Origin of the sequence: Bacillus sp. 1780r2a1 (assembly GCA_024134725.1) — a bacterium.
GTDB lineage: Bacteria > Bacillota > Bacilli > Bacillales > Bacillaceae_H > Priestia > Priestia aryabhattai_A.
In genome coordinates, this window is record CP099863.1 from 609,775 (window position 1) to 627,138 (window position 17,364).

Here is a 17,364-nt window from a genome sequence, read left to right on the forward strand (position 1 = left end):
AAAACAGCATCTCTGCTTTCGAGATGCTGTTTTCTATTCACTTATGCCAACTCGGCAATGGGGAAATCGCGGATTTAACAGTTCCTCATAAATAAAATGAGCGGTGTCACCCGTAGATATCTTTTTCCCATCTAAGGGAAGGACGTTTTTTTCAACGCGGTAGTGCGCTGTAATATTTCCATCAGGTAAGTAAGTAGGGCATACAATCGTCCAAAGAAGATTACTTTCTTTCAAGGTCAAAAACCCTTTTAGGTGATCTTCAGCAGCTCTTGTAAGCTTACGCTTTGATTCACTAGACTGAAATCGATATAGTGAAGGTTCTGTTCGAGATTGTAAGATTCCTGCGGTGCCGACAGTAATAATTCGCTCAATACTATGCCTAGTCATTACTTTTATAATTACAGGCATGCTTTCTGAAATGACGTTAGCTCCATCGGTACTAAGTGTACTAATGACAGCATTCTGTCCTTGAAACAAACAATCCAATACTTTTTCTTCACGAGCGTCGCCTTCAATTACCTTCAAGTTAGTATGTGAAATAGGCAGGCGGTGCACATTCCGAACTAAAGCTGTTACCTTGTGATTGTTTTCCAATAATAGTTCAATAAGCTGTTGACCAACGCGTCCCGTTGCACCTAATAAAGCAATATCCAAATTGCATCTCTCCTTTATGTAAACATACGAAGGGCATGAATCTTTCTTTCATAGAATATAATAAAGCAGTTTCTAGAAATAGCCAAATAAAATCGGTTTGTCATAGCAGTTGACATTCATTTTCAAATAGAAAGGTTTCTGATATGATATATTTGTACTATTTTGCACTAAAGGGTAAACGCAATGATGTAGTATAAAATTTTATTATTTTTTTAGGAGAGTGAATGACCTTTGGTAGACCTACCCCTGAGTCAAATTATTTTGTTGGCAGTTCTTATCTTATTATCAGCTTTCTTTTCATCTGCTGAAACAGCTTTTTCAAGTGTAAATAAAATACGCCTGAAAAACTATGCTGATGAAAAAAGAAGAGGAAGCAAAAAAGCGCTGTTGATTACTGAAAACTTTGACCAAGCGTTATCCACCATTTTAATTGGAAATAACATTGTAAACATTGCTGCATCTTCTATTTCAGCGAAGGTAGCAATTGATTTATTCGGCGGTAATTCAGCGCTTGTCATTAGTACAGTAGTTATGACCATCTTAATTTTAATTTTTGGTGAAGTATTACCTAAATCATTAGCAAAAGAGCATGCAGAAAGCTTTACATTGATGATATCCGGTATTTTATACTTTTTAATTAAAGTACTAACACCAATCTCTTATCTTTTTGTTTTGCTGAAGTCTGGTGTGTCAAAACTATTCACAGGTAAAGAATATAGCCCTTCAGTTACTGAAGAAGAAATTAAAGTAATGGTTGACCTGAGTGAAGAGGAAGGCGTTATTGATAATCAAGAAAAAGAGCTTGTTCATCGTTCGTTAGAGTTTAATGAAATTGTTGTTGGACAAATTCTTAAACCAAGAATCGATATGGTAGCGATAGAGGTCAATCAGCCGATTGATGAAATAAAAGAAATCTTTTTAGAAGAACGATATTCGCGAATTCCAGTTTATGAAGATAATATTGACAATATTATTGGAATTTTATCAGAACGTGATTTTTTAACATATTTAGTTCAAGAAAAAGAAGTAAATCTTCGTGAATTAGTACGTGAGCCAATGTTTGTAGTCGAATCAATGAAAATTTCTGTTTTACTACCTGAATTACAGAAGAACAAAGTACATATGGCAATCGTTGTAGATGAATTTGGTGGTACTTCAGGTCTGGTGACGCTTGAAGATATTTTAGAAGAAATTGTAGGAGAAATTTGGGATGAACACGATGAAGCTGTTCGCTATGTGGATCAAATTAGTGAAACAGAGTTTGAATTTAATACGGAAATCCCCCTTGATGATTTCTTAAAATATGTTGAGGTGCCGGCACCAGAAAGTTCGTATCATACCCTTGGTGGCTGGATTTTTGAACAGTTTGAACGAGTTCCTGTTGCAGGAGATTTCTTTAGTTATGAAGGCGTAACGTTTACAATTAAAGAGGTTGAAAATCGTCGTATTCGTAAAGTCAATGTTCAAGTTCAGTCAGCGTCAAATAATGAATTGGAAATAGCAGACTAGAAATCGTATCTTGTCTATTGTAAAAATAAAAAGCACCTCAACAGTTGTTGAGGTGCTATAGCCATGTTATAAAATTGTGTAAATATTAGTACTTGCCGCCACCTAATTGTTGCTCAGCTAATTGTACTAAGCGCTTAGTGATTTCTCCACCAACAGATCCGTTTGCGCGAGCTGTTGTGTCTGGCCCTAAGTTTACGCCAAATTCACTTGCGATTTCGAATTTCATTTGATCGATAGCAGCTTGAGCTCCAGGTGCTACTAACTTGTTTGATGAATTGCTGTTTGATGCTTTTTGGTAGTTTGCCATGTTTATTCATCTCCTCGTTAGATAAAATAATAGTAGTATGGTTGGGCTAGCTGGAATTGAACCAGCGTCGATAAGTTTAGCAAGAAACTTATCTGCCTACCTCGGCGTAGCCCAGTAGTAAATGCTTGCTTTGTTGTTACTAGTAGTATGACAAAGCACTTAAAAGTTTATACATAAGAAAATATTAGTAATTATTGGTAATTTGGATGGAAATCAGTAGAGTAGAAATAATGGAGTTGCACATATTATGTATATCTTATCGAAGTAAAGAAGGGGTAAGGAAATGATGCATATATGTGAGCTTTGCAATGGGCTGTCTACTTTATCTGAATATTGTAAGGTATGTGGCTATGAGTTAAGCGATATGGGAAAGATTAGCGACTATTTCGATGATTACAGCGCGTATATGGAAATTGATGAATTAAAGCTTGAAAACGGCATTTCAAATGATTATGTGCAGCATATTTGCACACACTTTTTCTATTGTCAGAGATGTCAGCACGAAGAGATTAAGTTCATTAAAGAATAAAAAAAGAGAAGAGGGAACTCTTCTCTTTTTTTATTCTTATTCTTTTTCTGCACGAATGCGGCTTTCTGTTTCTGCATCAAAGAAGTGAGATTTATTTAAGTCTAATGCTAAAGTAAGCTTTTGTTGAGCTTTTACTTCAGAACGAGCGTCTACGCGAGCGACAAAGTCTTGTCCGCCAATTTTAGCATACACCATTGTTTCAGCTCCCATTAGCTCTGAAACATCCACATTAACGGTTACTTTTGTGCCAGCTGAAGCTTCAATGAAGACAGGCTCATCATGAAAATCTTCAGGACGGATACCTAGAATTACTTCTTTATTTACATAGCCTTGGTCACGTAATACTTTCATTTTCCCTTCTGGAACTGCAAGAACAGAATCACCAACCGTAATTTTACCATCAGATAGGTTTCCTTTTAAGAAGTTCATAGCAGGTGAACCAATGAATCCGCCTACGAATACATTTTCTGGCTTTTCGTATACTTCTTTAGGCGTTCCAACTTGTTGAATGATACCGTCTTTCATAACAACTAAGCGGCTAGCCATTGTCATTGCTTCCGTTTGGTCATGCGTAACGTAAATTGTTGTTGTACCTAATCGTTGGTGCAACTTAGCAATTTCAGAGCGCATTTGCACACGAAGCTTTGCATCTAAGTTTGATAGTGGCTCATCCATTAGGAATACTTTTGCGTCACGAACGATTGCACGTCCTAATGCTACACGCTGACGCTGCCCCCCTGATAAAGCTTTTGGTTTGCGGTCTAGATATTGCTCTAACCCAAGAATGCGCGCAGCATCTTTTACACGACGATCAATTTCATCTTTTGGAAGCTTACGAAGCTTTAATCCAAACGCCATGTTGTCATATACAGTCATATGAGGATATAACGCATAGTTTTGGAACACCATCGCAATATCACGGTCTTTTGGCGCAACGTCATTCACGCGCTTATCGTCGATATAGAAATCACCTTGTGAAATTTCTTCTAAGCCTGCTACCATTCGTAGAGTTGTTGATTTACCGCAACCAGATGGTCCAACGAATACGATAAACTCTTTGTCTTCAATGTGAAGGTTAAAATCTTTTACAGCCGTTACGTTTTTATCATAAATTTTATAAATATGCTCTAATTTTAATTCAGCCATTTTTTATTCTCCCCCTTGAGTATGTACCTTGTTATTATGAAACCGCTTTCTGTATAAACAGTGTACGATGAATAAGAAAACCGGTAAATGGCAGATGTGCACAAAAAAATGAAAAGGTTTTCGTGCATGTTTACGAAAACCTTTTCATTTTATTAATTCAGCGACTCGGCTGCTAATATGGCAAGGTAGGCTGAAACAGCTCCTTGAAAGTTTTTAATATCTAGATCGGTTCGGTCAATAAACTTATCGATGCGATACTGCAGACTGTTGCGATGCATATATAGTTTCTTTGCCGCAAGCGATACGTTAAGATTGCATTCTAAATAACATTTAACAGTGTTAAGTAAAGTCTCGTCATCTTTTATTAACGATAAAATAGTATTCATTTGTTCCTTGGCAGCGGGAGACATCTCTTTAATCAACCAATATGGGAGCGTTGTTGAAAGCTTAATCACTTTTTCTTTTTCAAACACTTTTTGAACTTGTTCAAACCAGCTTTTTTCCATGTGAAAAGCATGAGAGGGTGAAAAAGGAAAAGAGTGAAGTTGGCCTTCAAAAAATTGCATATCACTTTCAAAATCATGTGATAAAATCGTTACGCTATCCTGTAAATCTCTTGTTAACTCTGATGAATCCACTACTTTTTCAATAATTACACCGCTTTGTAAGTTGTCCCATAAGATTGTAATGGGAGTCGCATACATGGATGAAAGAGCATCTTCAAACTCTGTGCGCTGTTCAAACAAACGTTTAATTGAAAAATAAGTAAAACGAATCAGCTTGAATTTATCCAATTTATTTATTACTGTAGGCTTATCTTCGAATAGTAGCTGATACCAATACGATTGTTCCGCTGAGAGCGTGGCGGTCATTGGTTCGTAAGGAATAAGAAATGCTGAGAGTAGAGCAAGTTCTTTCTCAGAAAGCGCGTCTTGCTCGATTCCAATAAAATGATATTCATCGCTTCGAAACCATTTGTATCGGTGGAATTGGTAGGGAACATCTGAATATAGTAGTTTATTGCCAAAGATGTTTTTTAGCTGCTCCATCATGAAACTCCTTTCTACTCTTTACTTTTAACTAGTCTTGATAGACGTGAAATAACATTAGTTCATGAATAAGAGAAATGACTTCTTCTCGATTAATGTTTGGAGAGAGTGGATGTTTAAACTGAACTTCCCCGGTCTTTAAATAGTCTGCTTCGTAATAAGTACCACTTATATAAAAGGAGATGAACCATCCCGGCATTTCTTTTTGGTGATACAAAGGCTTGATTCGGAAATGTGTAATCATAAAAAATCCCCTTTCTCATTTTCACCGCTTTTTAATAAGCTTATCATGAGAAGAGGAAATGGAAAGCAATTATTTTAAAAATTCGTTAATTTATAAAATAACCTTACCAGATGCTTGATACCAACGGATCGGATGTGAGGTTCATCAAAGACCATCGGCTTGGCGTTGATTTCAAAGATGTAATAATCACCGGCTTTTGTTCTTCCAATATCAAGTGAAAATTCTCCAACAAATTGAAAGTGCTGATGAAGTTGCTGACCACATGCATCTACTAGAGATGTTAAAAAAGAATGGTCTATATCATAAGAGAGCTCTTCAATAGATTTAATAATTCCCCCATTTAATGTGTGAGTGGTTACGGTTTGACGCTCGCTTTGTCTCACTCCAATTCCACTGATAATGTATCGTTTTTTAAAGCGATTAGCTAGTATGCGGAGGTCATAGCGCATGTCTTGAAGAGTATCGGTGTCAATCGTTTCTTGAACAAGATAAGAGCGGGTAGGGATAGGCACATGTTCAAGAGAAAGGTAGGTCTTTTTTTGATGAGAACTTTCATATTGAATGCTTCCATCGTGATGAGATGTTAAGGTGAAAATTCCTTTCCCTTTGCTACCGTGAATTGGTTTTAAGTACACTTTTTGATGGTTTTTAAGCATCGTACGTACATCTTCAAGCGATAAAAGTAGTCGAGTATCAGGAAGGTGCTTTTGTATAGTCGGGTTTTTTGATAATAGCTCATATGTCTCCCACTTGGAAAAAAAGCTGGTGTTAAAGAGTGGAATCCGAAGCTGCTTGCTTTGAGAAAGTAATATTTTAAGTTTTTTATGCTCAGTAAAGCGATTTGGAAAGCGATTATAGATAAAATCAGGAAGAGGAAACGTAGCGTGGCACCACTGATCGCTTATTTCCTCAAAATAACTTCCATATACGTAATGTTTGTGAAACTGTTCAGGAGAAAATAAAACAAGTATTCCTCCAGTTTGTTGTAAAGCTTGATGAATTTCTTTAAAGAGAAGGTGTTGCTTCTGGTTCAGGGTATTTAAAACAGCGTTGCTCGTAATAATTCCAATTATAGGGCCTGCTTTACTTCCTCTAGTTCGCAAGCGAAAGGAAGCTTTAGTAGGGTCAAGCTTAACCGGAAGCTCAACACCTTGTGTACCCCACACATAGGAGGAATGTAATTCTTGGTGGTACCAAGTATCGTCTGTTTCACTATAATAAACGGTAATCATGGACGTGAAGCCTCAAGGGATAAAATAGCTTGCTTTGACAAGAAAATGGCATATTCCAACGCAAGCTTTCTTGTATATTGATCTTCTTTTCGTAGAGATGGATGTGAAAAAATAGATCGACCTGGCTTGGAGTTGGCTTCAAACATCCATATGTTTCCTCTCGTATCAACCCCGAAGTCGAATCCAATTTCACCAATAAGTCCTTCCACCTGATGATCTAATGCTAAGCTGATGAGCAGAGCGGTACTTTCCAATAGCTTCTGTATTTTCTTTCTTGTTTCTGGATTCGTAAAAACGCGCTGTAAGGGTTCGATTTCCCCTCCATTTGTCATGTGTGTCGTGACTGTTTCTCCACCACTTATTTTTGCTGCAACAGCAGATAATTCCCATTGATTGTTTAAGTTTTTATTGGTATGAACTCGGAAATCGACAATTCGGTTATCTTTTTTTAATAGTGGAATGGCTTGCTGTGCAATATAGTGCTCTCTCTCATTTGTTTTAAATACCTCATCAACTAAGATGGCTAGCGAAGTATGTGTTTTTTTTATTAAGCTTTCTTCTTTAAAGCAAAGCTGATAAACGTTCTGACCAGAACAATAGGAAAGCGTATAAATACCACGGCCTAAACTTCCATTTTGGGGTTTCAAATAGATTGAACCGTAGTTTTCTACCATTCGAGACAACTGATCTAAGCTTGGCGCATCAATGGTGTACGGCAAGAATCCTTTAACTGCTTCATCCTTTTGTAGAAGGGTATGAACCGTCCACTTGTTAAAGAAGTTAGGGTTAAAGAGCGGAATTTGATATTCATCGGCTAATTTTTCTTTAATCATTTTAAAGGCATCAAGACTTTCTGTTTTTCGATTGGGTAATCGGTTATAAATGACATTTGGAAGAGGAACTTCTCGTTGCTCCCAACCGCTTGATGTATAAAAATAACCTAAGATTGTGCCAGAATCCCACTTAATATGATGAATGCCAAATAAAAAAGGAATGCCTCCAGTCATTGAAGCTGTAGACAAAAGCTTAGCAAACAGTAAAGAGCGTTTTCCAATTGGACGTAGCAAAGAGCCTGTAAACCCTGCGGATAATACGCCGATTAATGGACCGATATAGATGCTATGCTCATCGGTATAGATATGAACATCATGATGAGTCGAAAGATGCAATAAACCCAGCAGGTTTTGTGAAATTTTGATTTCATTCACAGCTTCAGGGGCTTCATAAATCTGACAAGTAGAAGAAAACGTACCGAAATAAATAGTATCTAATTTATGATGATAAAGAGAGGATGGTACATACAGTACATCCTCTTGTTCCGGTAACACCTTTAATTGAAAAAGTAAGTTAGTCATTTTTCTACTCCTTATGCTGAGATGAAGGTAAAGTAGCTAAATATGAGCAATAGGCCATCACATTTTCATACATCTTTTCAGTGGATTCTGGAGTGGTTTCAATGATTGTTTTTCTTCCAGGTTTTGAATTTAAATCAAGCAGCCAAATGCTGTAGTCTCTCGAAATACAAATATCTAAGCCAAGTTCAAAAAGAGAGGGAAGCTGAGCTTCTAGTGCAAGCGGTATTCGGTTACATAAGCTGCTTATTTCATCTGCGATAAACGTAGCTTTATGAGGAGGAAGTCGCTTCATTAGCTCCTCAAATGGTGAAATAGAAGCACCGTAGCTAATATTTGTAATAAATGAGTCTTCTTTTCCTTTTCGAACGCCTCTTCCAATTTCGTTCCAATTTCCTCTCTCATCTTTTTGTAATAAAACGCGCACATCAAGAGGAGAGTACTGAAGCGATAAGAGCGGAATGAAAGGCTGAGCAAGATACGTTCCATTTTGCATAATGTTAAACAGCCAAGCATGAAAATCTGCTAGCTGTGTGAACTGCTTTGTTTGAAGACCTTTTTTGGAATAAAAGGATGCTTCAATAATTCGAAAGCGTTGAACAAGCTTAACAATTCCTTTTCCTTGTGCACCCGCAATTGGTTTTAGAATAATGGCATCGTGTAAGCGTAACAGCTGCGTTACTTGCTCTTCAGCGGTAATTTTCGTTGTTGAAGGAAGATAAGGAGAAATATTATCATCTTTTATGAGCTCTGTATAAACATCCCATTTATTCGGTAGTCCGTATCCAAGGAACGTAATCGTTGGATTTTGTTTCAGCCAGTTGACAATGGGTATAGCTTTTTTAGAGAGGGAATCTCCGCGATAAAAGCAGCGATCATAAATAAACATAGGAAGAGAGAATGTATCATACTGCCATTCGTTTGTTTCTGAATTATATTTATAGCCCGTAATTTTCTGTGATACCGGCTGAAGCTGAAAGGGCGTAAATCGATAAAAATCAATATTGTACGCAGCCGCATACTTTGCAAGGTTGGTTGCATATTCTACTTCCTGCTCGGGATGAATGGTAATAAAACCTAATGAAATCATAAGAAAGACCTCCTCATCTTAATGAAAACGTGTAATAAAAAGGCAATAATTCATAAGTGCTTTAGTGGATGGACGAATCGTTTGAGAGGCTTCGTCACTTTGTTTAGAAGGCTTTGTATTTACTTCGATAATCCAAGGCTGCCCGTTAGCATCGATAGCTAAGTCAATGCCAAACTCGGCATAAGTTTCATCTTGGAATGGCAAGTTAACACAAATTTCAAGAGCAATCTCTTTTAATAAAGCGATGATATGTTTAGCGGTATGTTCATCATATAATGAAGTGAGTATATGTTTTGGTGAATAAATTTCCCCTCCTCGTGCAACGTTTGAGACAAAGAACCCTTTTTGTGAAACTCGTGTTACAATCGATGTTACTTTCCATTTTGCATGGGACTGTTTGTGACAAAGAATACGAAAGTCAAAGGGGCACCCCTTATACGTTTGAAGGTTAATTCCTTCTTGGATGATAAATCCTTGTTTTTTTAACGTGTGAAAGAGAGTTTCAAATATGTCATGCGGGGAATCGTATTCTTTTTTAAACTCATGGCCAACCGTAGTATAATCAAGTTGATATTGAGCGTCGACTTGTGCGATTTTAAAAATGTGTTTACCTTGGCTACCGTGTATAGGTTTTAGAAAAATGGTTTGGTAGGATGACAGTGCATCTAATAGATCTTGCTTAGACCGCAGTTGATACGTATCCGGTAAATAGGTGTTTAAGTGGACTGTTTGCGACAAGCGTTCAAACACCTTCCACTTGTTTAAGTAATGAGCGTTAAAAAAGGGAATTTCATTGTCCATTGCTTGAATAGTAAGTTCTTGAAATTTAACCGTATTCTCTGTTTTTCGATTGTGGATTCGGTTATGAATGACATTTGGCAGAGGTACATCTTGAAGTATCCAAGAATTACGTTGGAACGTATACCCTTTTTTCGTTCCTTGCAGTAAGTCATCCAATGTACTCACATAAAAGAAGCAGTTTTCCGAATCGCTAAGAGAGGCAAACTCTTCACAGAAAGTTGTTATACTGCCAAAAAGATCTAGCGAAGACTTAATTTCCGTGACGACACAAATAACGGGACCAATTAATAGTTCATCCTTAGATGGAGAAGAAAATCGCAAAACGATTTCATCTTCAAATAGTCCCCATTCTTGTAAAAGAGTTTTACAACACATAATACAGTAATCAGAGCTTTTAAATGGTATAATACTCACTTCTTTGTGCATACGGCCGAATGTGATGGTAATATGAGTATCACAGCTAAGTTTTTGGCAAAGTCCATGACTCATGTAAACCTGATTTTTACCCAGCTTTGACTGAGATGCTTTAATCGTTACGCATGGAGGGTTCATAAATACGTCCTCATTTTTGATTTTATAGGCGAATGCTGATATATCCTATGACTTGCAAACAAAATATGTGAGAGAATTTGTAACAGAAAGGTCGAAGAAAATAATGGAACAGTTTATTACAATTATTATTATGGCTGTTATTGGGGCAGTCATCGGTGGTGTTACGAACCACTTAGCTATTAAAATGTTGTTTCATCCATACGAAGCCAAGTATATATTTGGGAAAAGGATTCCATTTACTCCTGGACTTATCCCAAAAAGACGAGATGAACTTGCTGTTCAGCTTGGAAAAACGGTGGTTGATCACTTATTAACACCGGAAAGCTTAAAAAGAAAGTTAAAAGATCCAGCCTTTCATCAAATCTTGTTAGGAATGGCAAATGACGGGCTTAAAAAGGTATTTACAACGAAGCAAACGTTAGCTGAACTGCTTGATGCTATCGGGATTAAAGACGCTCAGGATAAGACAAACAAGGCTATTCGTAAGCTTGTAGAAAAGAAGTATATTGAATTTATGATGAGCAAATCAGGTCAATCGCTTTCTTCTTTATTAAGTAAGGGTACAAAGCAAAAGGTCGAGCAAGTTATTCCTGTTATCACCAAACAAATTTGTGAAAAAGCGGTTGATTATTTTGAAAGCGAAGAGGGAAAACAGCGCTTAGAACGTATGATTGATGACTTTTTAATGAAAAAAGGAATGCTTGGAAACATGATTCAAATGTTTCTTGGAAATGCAAAGGTCATTGATAAGGTTCAACCAGAGATTATTAAATTCTTCAAGCATGAAGGAACGAGTGAATTATTTGAAAGTCTAATTGAAAAAGAGTGGAAGAAGCTGCAAGAAAAGACGGTAGATGAGGCAGAAGCGTTTATCGGAAGAGAGACAGTATTAGAGGGTATTCAGAATATTGTTGATCGTACTGTATCGGTAGAAAGCTTATTTGAAAAGCCTGTTTCTGAGCTGGTAGCACCTGCTCATTCGTATGTGCAAAAGGTTGTGCCAGTCGCTGTTGAAAAAGCAGGTGGTTTTTTAGTAGGGCGCATTGATTCATTAATGAGCCAGCTCAAGTTAGAAGATATTGTTCGTGAGCAGGTAGAGTCCTTTTCAGTCGAGCGCATTGAGGAATTAATTTTAGGGATTTCAAAGCGCGAATTTAAGATGATCACGTATCTAGGAGCTTTACTTGGAGGGATAATTGGAGTGGTTCAAGGCATTATTGCTCTGTTTCTTGTCTAGATATTGACCAAACGAAAGAAAGAATGGGCTTACTCCTTATTTGGGGTTTTACTTTATTTGATGGATTTTGAGAAATAAAGGTCTTAAGCTGAATTTCTCGCCATAATTTGTTATAGTAGTTGGGAAGATGATTATAGTAAAAAAATTTAGGAGGACGTTTATATGTCTGTAAACTTGTACGATGTAGCAAATGAATTAGAAAGAGCCATTCGTCAAAGCGACGATTATACAAACCTAAAAAGCTTGTATGCGGCTGTAAACAATGACGAAGGTTCAAAGCAATTATTTGAGCGCTTTCGTACATTACAAATGGAATTACAGCAAAAGCAAATGACGGGTCAAGAAATCACGGAGGAAGAAGTTCAACGAGCACAGCAAACAGTAGCAATCGTTCAACAAGATGAAAATATCGCGAAGCTAATGGAAGCTGAGCAACGTATGAGCATGGTAATTGGTGAATTAAACAAAATTATCATGAAGCCATTAGAAGAATTATACGCTGAATAATAGCTTAAGTGATAAAAGCGGTTAGGACTAATTTTAGTTCTAGTCGCTTTTTTTGTACAGAAGGAACACATGCAAAAAGGGCAATTTCTACTCCGGATTGTTTGGTCTCCACGAGACGGGCACTGAATCTTCTTGTCACTACTTTCCCGAGAGACCTTGAGCAGCCTCGCTATTCCTGCAGGAGTCATACATCTTTCATTTTAATTATGGATTTCTGTCATAGGAGAAGTCCTCACTATCTCTATGCCTGATTTGTCCGCGCTTAAATTTCAAAAAAATAACAGTAACTTATTTACAAATAAATACATATGTTATATAGTTAGTTACACAAGTAACTAACCAAAGAACTTAGAAGGTGGTCGTATGGATTTTAAATTAAGAGAGGATCTGCCGATTTTCCAGCAGATTGCAGAGCAGGTTGAAACCAGTATATTGGATGGATCCATTCAAGAAGGTGACCGTGTTCCTTCTACGAATGAGTTTGCCAAGTACTATCAAATTAATCCAGCCACTGCTGCTAAAGGAGTTAATCAGCTTGTTGACCAAGAAATTTTGTTTAAGAAGAGGGGCGTAGGGATGTTTGTAGCAGATGGAGCTAGGAGTATTATTTTAGAAAAAAGAAAAAAGGCATTTTTTGATCAATACATCGTCCCCTTAAAGCAAGAAGCTGAAAAGCTAGGAATCCAGCTTGAGGAACTACAGTCTTTATTAAAGAGGGAGGAATAAGGGTGAATATTGCGGTTGAACACGTTACAAAAACGTTTGGGGAGAAAACGGCTTTAAGTAATTTAAGTTTACAGCTAGAAGCTAATAAAATTTATGGTTTGCTGGGAAGGAACGGAGCAGGAAAAACCACGCTTATGCAGATGCTAGCAGGACACATCACACCAACTGATGGTCAGGTGAAAGTTGAGGGGCTATCACCTTTTGAAAATCGAGAGGTTTTGAAGAATATTTGTTTCATTAGTGAGAATAACAACTTTAAAAAAAAGCTTAAAATTAAAGATGTTTTAAAAGTGGCATCTCTTGTTTATCCAAACTGGTCACAAGATATTGCGAATGATTTATTAACACGTTTTAATCTTGAAGGGAAAATGAGTACTAAAGGCTTATCAAAAGGAATGGAATCTGCTTTAGGCATCACGATTGGTTTAGCTAGTCAAGCACCGCTTACCATTTTTGACGAGCCATATATTGGATTAGATGCGTCAGCACGCTATTTGTTTTACGATTTGATTTTGGAAGCGTACGAGGAGAAACCTCGAACAATTATTTTATCTACACATTTAATTGATGAAGTAAGTAATTTATTTGAAGAAGTAGTGGTTATTCAAAAAGGCAAGAAGCTGCTGCATGAAACAGCGGAAAATATGATGAATAAAGCTCTTCATATTAGCGGGAAAGAAGAAGTAGTTGATGCTTTTATTAAAAACCAGAACGTGATTTATGAATCGACTCTTGTAGGGAAAAAATCTGCTGTGTTATATGGTGAATCCCATAATCCTAGTGAAGTACGTGAGCATGGTTTAACGATTGAATCTATTAACGTTCAACAATTAATGGTTTATCTCACAGAAGATAAAAGGAGTGGAAAGCTTTATGTTTAAAGATATAAAAGCAATGCTATATTATTTATTTCTTGACCACCGCTCGTCGATTTTAATCTTTTGGAGCATCTTTATTGGAAGTATCTTGGCTATTTTAACAATTACGATGGCTGCTGATACTTCTGTTATGGTCGTGTCACCGAGCTTACCGATTCTTATTTTCTGTGGAATTGCAGGATTTGTAATGGTAAAAGAGTCGCTGCCTTTTTGTATTAAAATGGGCATGACTCGAAAAAGCTTTTTAACAAGCGTTTTTTTATTTAACATGTTGTTAGCGATTGGAATATCTATTATTCAGGCTTTTGTAAATGAACTATTTCGTCTGGTCGTTGATATCACATCTACACAAGTTAAAATTTTTAGTACTATTGAAGCTACTACTATGAATCCTACTTGGTACAACCAACTTTTATTTGACTCCATTCTTTGTTTCTTCTTGTTATCAGCGGGGCTTTTATTAGGAAGCATCTTTTACCGCACAGGCTTAATTGGAGGGGCAATTGCTATTGCTTTTTTATTTGGACTGCTTTTATTTTCAACTACAAGAGACTGGCTTGTTGAACTGTTTGTCACAATAAACGATTCGTTTCAAGTCACCCCTAACCTCGGTATAATATTGGTACTGGCTGTTTTAACGGTTATACCGACATGGCTATTGCTCAGAAAAGCATCAACAATCTCATATAACGTACGATAAAATCACATTTTAATCCCTTCTAATTACTGTCATATGCTCATATAACTAATTATCAAGTTTTTTTAAAATAAATACCAACGTTCTAACGTGGTAATAATCTGAGAGACATCTGAGAAGGAAGGGATTTAACAATGACATATCGATTACTAGCGTTAAATATTGATGGTACCATTTTAAATAGTCAAGGCCGTGTGACAAAAGAAACGAAAGAAGCAATTCAGTTCGTTAAAAATAAAGGCGTCTATGTTACGCTCGTAACGAATCGCCACTTTCCATCTGCTCGAAAAATTGCAAGGAGCTTAAAAATTCATCCAACAATGCTCATTACACACAGTGGTGGATTTATTGCTTCTTCGGTTGATAAACCCGTATTAGACCGAAGATTAAGCGAGGAAAAAACGTTTAATCTTATTCAGCTGTTAGAGAACTTTAACTGTCATATTCGAATTTTACATGAACGCTTTTCAATTGGTAATCGTGTAAAGCTTCCAAATAATATCGTTGCTAAAACGATGTTAAAAACAGGGGAGCCGCTCTTTTATCCTGTTCAGTTTGTAGACTCATTGGGAGATACGTTAAGGGATGAGCCAGTATCGACTCCAAAGATAGAAGTGTATTTTGCAGATAAAAGAGAAAAGGAATATGCAGAACAGACCATTGCATCTGCGGTAAAGGATATTGAATGGTTTTCTTATCCTAACGAAAATCGGTGCTACATTACGCCAAAAGGAGCGAATAAAGCATCGGGTATTCGCTATGTTGCAAGTCGACTAGGAATTCCAATGGAAGATGTCGTTTCAATCGGCAATTGTTATGATGACGTGGAAATGATTGAGCAAGCCGGTATGGGTGTAGCGATGGGACATTCACCAACCGATCTTAAAATGCTGGCTGATTGGGTTACAAGGTCAAACAATGAAAACGGAGTGGCATATATGATTAAAGAGCTGTTTAGAAAACAGCAGCGATTAGGTTACTTGAATCAACTTGATGGGACTAAACTAAACTAAGGCATAGAGGCTAGGGCAAAAGTATTTCAGGGAATCATCAATCCGAACTATTGAGAGTTAACAACTCTTTTATAGTTCGGATTTTTTGTTGGTTGATAAGCTATTTTAGAGAACTAGTGTTTGAAGCATGATGGAATGGACTTGTTATTATAACCTAAACATCTTAGAAAAGGCATAATCCGTTTTTTAATTCAGCAGCAATTGACCGAGTCATTGATGTTCTGTAAACTGATATAAGCTTATCTATGTTTAAAATTGAAAGGTGATTATCGTGAAAATATATGTTAAAGGGTTAGAAGACGAACGGTTTCTTCGACCGCTTCAGCTCATTTCGGATTTATTCTTTGAAGAGAGCGATGTTTCTTTTACTCCAAATCAAGAAGACTTACAAATTACGTTTACACTAACTGTCAATGAGCAGATTTCAGCACATATTTCCTTAGAGGCTCGAGACGACGATAAAGTATATACAGAAGAACTATCAAAGCCAAACTTAATAGGTTTAGCTGAAAAAGAACAGTTTAAGCAAGTGAAAAATGTTGTCCTTCGCGCCTTCTTAGCTGTGCTCCAAGAGTATACGAATATCGTACAAAAGTGGGGAGTTCTAACGGGAATTCGTCCAACAAAGCTTCTTCATATGAAGCTTCAAGCTGGAAAAACAAAAAAGGAAGCTCATCAGGAGTTGAAAGAGCAGTATTTAATTACGGACGATAAAATTCAGCTGATGCAGGATATTGTTGATCGCCAACTAGCTGCTGTTCCGGATCTTCATGAGTTAGCTAATGAAGTTAGTATCTATATTGGCATTCCTTTTTGTCCGACAAAATGCGCATACTGCACGTTTCCCGCGTATGCAATTAACGGGCGCCAAGGTTCGGTAAATTCATTTCTAGGCGGCCTTCACTACGAAATGCGAGAAATTGGAAAATGGTTAAAAGAACACAATATTAAAATTACAACCGTTTATTACGGTGGAGGAACACCGACAAGCATTACTGCTGAAGAAATGGACATGCTGTATGAAGAAATGTATGAATCCTTTCCTGATGTAAAAAACATTCGTGAAATTACGGTGGAAGCAGGTCGTCCTGATACCATTACAGCTGATAAGTTAAAAGTGCTGCAAAAATGGAATATTGACCGCATTAGCGTCAACCCGCAGTCGTATACGCAAGAGACGTTAAAAGCGATCGGACGCCATCATACGGTTGAAGAGACGATTGAAAAATTCCATTTATCTCGTGAAATGAACATGAACAATATTAATATGGATTTGATTATTGGGTTACCAAATGAAGGTGTAACGGAGTTTGCACATACGTTAAAAGAATCAAAGAAGCTGTTGCCTGAATCATTGACGGTTCATACGCTTTCTTTTAAGCGTGCATCTGAAATGACGCAAAATAAGCGTAAATATAAAGTGGCTGATCGTTATGAAATCAGCAAGATGATGGATATGGCAACAGAGTGGACAAAAGAAAATGGCTACAAGCCTTACTATTTGTATCGTCAAAAAAATATTTTAGGTAATCTTGAAAATGTCGGCTATGCATTTCCAGGTCAAGAGAGCATCTATAATATTATGATTATGGAAGAGAAACAGACGATTATTGGATTAGGGTGCGGAGCTTCTAGTAAATTTGTTCATCCAAAGACAGGTGTGATTACGCGTTTTGCTAATCCGAAAGATCCTAAGTCATACAATGATGGGTTTAAGCACTATACAGAAGAAAAAATTAAGTTGTTAACTGATTTATTCAATGTTTAATAGAAACTGCCATGTATTTATTCCGAAAATACATGGCAGTTTTTAATTTGCATAAAGAGAAGGAAATATGTCG

18 protein-coding genes and 1 tRNA gene are annotated in these 17,364 nt (G+C 36.9%); 9 read left to right on the forward strand and 10 right to left on the reverse strand.

What is annotated here, in order from left to right; genetic code table 11:
• Positions 1–33: 33 nt before the first annotated feature.
• On the reverse strand, positions 34–654 hold the full coding sequence (locus NIZ91_03225) for an NAD(P)H-binding protein (protein ID USY55694.1): 621 nt from the start codon (positions 652–654) through the stop codon (positions 34–36).
• 231 nt (positions 655–885) lie between these two features.
• Between NIZ91_03225 and NIZ91_03230 the strand changes: the two genes are divergently transcribed.
• The gene (locus tag NIZ91_03230) at positions 886–2,163 is read left to right on the forward strand and encodes a hemolysin family protein (GenBank protein USY55695.1); all 1,278 of its coding nucleotides are present in this window, start codon (positions 886–888) and stop codon (positions 2,161–2,163) included.
• An 85-nt stretch (positions 2,164–2,248) separates the two neighbouring features.
• Here the strand turns inward: NIZ91_03230 and NIZ91_03235 are convergent, their stop codons facing one another.
• Together NIZ91_03235 and NIZ91_03240 are read right to left on the reverse strand one after the other, a co-directional pair.
• Positions 2,249–2,470: an alpha/beta-type small acid-soluble spore protein gene (locus NIZ91_03235; protein ID USY55696.1), complete on the reverse strand. Its 222-nt coding sequence runs from the start codon at positions 2,468–2,470 to the stop codon at positions 2,249–2,251.
• Positions 2,471–2,508: 38 nt separating this feature from the next.
• Positions 2,509–2,584: transfer RNA gene (locus NIZ91_03240), tRNA-OTHER, on the reverse strand.
• A 172-nt stretch (positions 2,585–2,756) separates the two neighbouring features.
• Between NIZ91_03240 and NIZ91_03245 the strand changes: the two genes are divergently transcribed.
• Positions 2,757–2,999 (forward strand): hypothetical protein, encoded by a 243-nt coding sequence (locus tag NIZ91_03245; GenBank protein ID USY57079.1) that lies wholly within the window; start codon positions 2,757–2,759, stop codon positions 2,997–2,999.
• Between the two features lie 36 nt (positions 3,000–3,035).
• Here the strand turns inward: NIZ91_03245 and ugpC are convergent, their stop codons facing one another.
• The 7 genes from ugpC to NIZ91_03280 form a co-directional block, all read right to left on the reverse strand.
• Positions 3,036–4,145, reverse strand: coding sequence for a sn-glycerol-3-phosphate ABC transporter ATP-binding protein UgpC (gene ugpC, locus NIZ91_03250; GenBank protein ID USY55697.1), 1,110 nt, complete (start codon positions 4,143–4,145; stop codon positions 3,036–3,038).
• A 152-nt stretch (positions 4,146–4,297) separates the two neighbouring features.
• On the reverse strand, positions 4,298–5,197 hold the full coding sequence (locus NIZ91_03255) for a helix-turn-helix domain-containing protein (GenBank protein ID USY55698.1): 900 nt from the start codon (positions 5,195–5,197) through the stop codon (positions 4,298–4,300).
• Between the two features lie 28 nt (positions 5,198–5,225).
• Entirely contained in the window at positions 5,226–5,438 is a 213-nt protein-coding gene (locus tag NIZ91_03260; protein USY55699.1) for a YheE family protein, read from the reverse strand.
• A 74-nt stretch (positions 5,439–5,512) separates the two neighbouring features.
• The gene (locus NIZ91_03265) at positions 5,513–6,670 is read right to left on the reverse strand and encodes a YheC/YheD family protein (protein USY55700.1); all 1,158 of its coding nucleotides are present in this window, start codon (positions 6,668–6,670) and stop codon (positions 5,513–5,515) included.
• A complete protein-coding gene (locus NIZ91_03270) occupies positions 6,667–8,025 on the reverse strand; it encodes a YheC/YheD family protein (GenBank protein USY55701.1) in 1,359 nt (452 codons plus the stop codon). The genes NIZ91_03265 and NIZ91_03270 overlap by 4 nt, the downstream gene beginning before the upstream one ends.
• Positions 8,026–8,029: 4 nt before the next feature.
• On the reverse strand, positions 8,030–9,112 hold the full coding sequence (locus NIZ91_03275; GenBank protein USY55702.1) for a YheC/YheD family protein: 1,083 nt from the start codon (positions 9,110–9,112) through the stop codon (positions 8,030–8,032).
• Positions 9,113–9,130: 18 nt separating this feature from the next.
• On the reverse strand, positions 9,131–10,465 hold the full coding sequence (locus NIZ91_03280; GenBank protein ID USY55703.1) for a YheC/YheD family protein: 1,335 nt from the start codon (positions 10,463–10,465) through the stop codon (positions 9,131–9,133).
• A gap of 103 nt (positions 10,466–10,568) precedes the next feature.
• Here NIZ91_03280 and NIZ91_03285 point away from each other — a divergent pair, with 103 nt between their 5' ends.
• The 7 genes from NIZ91_03285 (at position 10,569) to NIZ91_03315 (ending at position 17,291) form a co-directional block, all read left to right on the forward strand.
• A complete protein-coding gene (locus NIZ91_03285; GenBank protein USY55704.1) occupies positions 10,569–11,702 on the forward strand; it encodes a DUF445 family protein in 1,134 nt (377 codons plus the stop codon).
• A gap of 162 nt (positions 11,703–11,864) precedes the next feature.
• Positions 11,865–12,209, forward strand: a complete 345-nt coding sequence (locus tag NIZ91_03290; GenBank protein ID USY55705.1) for a YlbF family regulator — start codon at positions 11,865–11,867, stop codon at positions 12,207–12,209.
• 363 nt (positions 12,210–12,572) lie between these two features.
• Positions 12,573–12,935 carry a GntR family transcriptional regulator gene (locus tag NIZ91_03295; protein ID USY55706.1) on the forward strand — a complete coding sequence of 121 codons (363 nt, stop codon included), beginning with the start codon at positions 12,573–12,575 and terminating at the stop codon, positions 12,933–12,935.
• Positions 12,936–12,937: 2 nt separating this feature from the next.
• Complete coding sequence (locus NIZ91_03300; GenBank protein USY55707.1) at positions 12,938–13,816, forward strand: ABC transporter ATP-binding protein; 879 nt, start codon at positions 12,938–12,940, stop codon at positions 13,814–13,816.
• Positions 13,809–14,513: a hypothetical protein gene (locus NIZ91_03305; GenBank protein ID USY55708.1), complete on the forward strand. Its 705-nt coding sequence runs from the start codon at positions 13,809–13,811 to the stop codon at positions 14,511–14,513. Before NIZ91_03300 ends, NIZ91_03305 begins: the two co-directional genes overlap by 8 nt.
• 131 nt (positions 14,514–14,644) lie before the next feature.
• Positions 14,645–15,523: a Cof-type HAD-IIB family hydrolase gene (locus NIZ91_03310; protein USY55709.1), complete on the forward strand. Its 879-nt coding sequence runs from the start codon at positions 14,645–14,647 to the stop codon at positions 15,521–15,523.
• 271 nt (positions 15,524–15,794) lie between these two features.
• Entirely contained in the window at positions 15,795–17,291 is a 1,497-nt protein-coding gene (locus NIZ91_03315) for a coproporphyrinogen III oxidase (GenBank protein USY55710.1), read from the forward strand.
• Positions 17,292–17,364 lie beyond the last annotated feature (73 nt).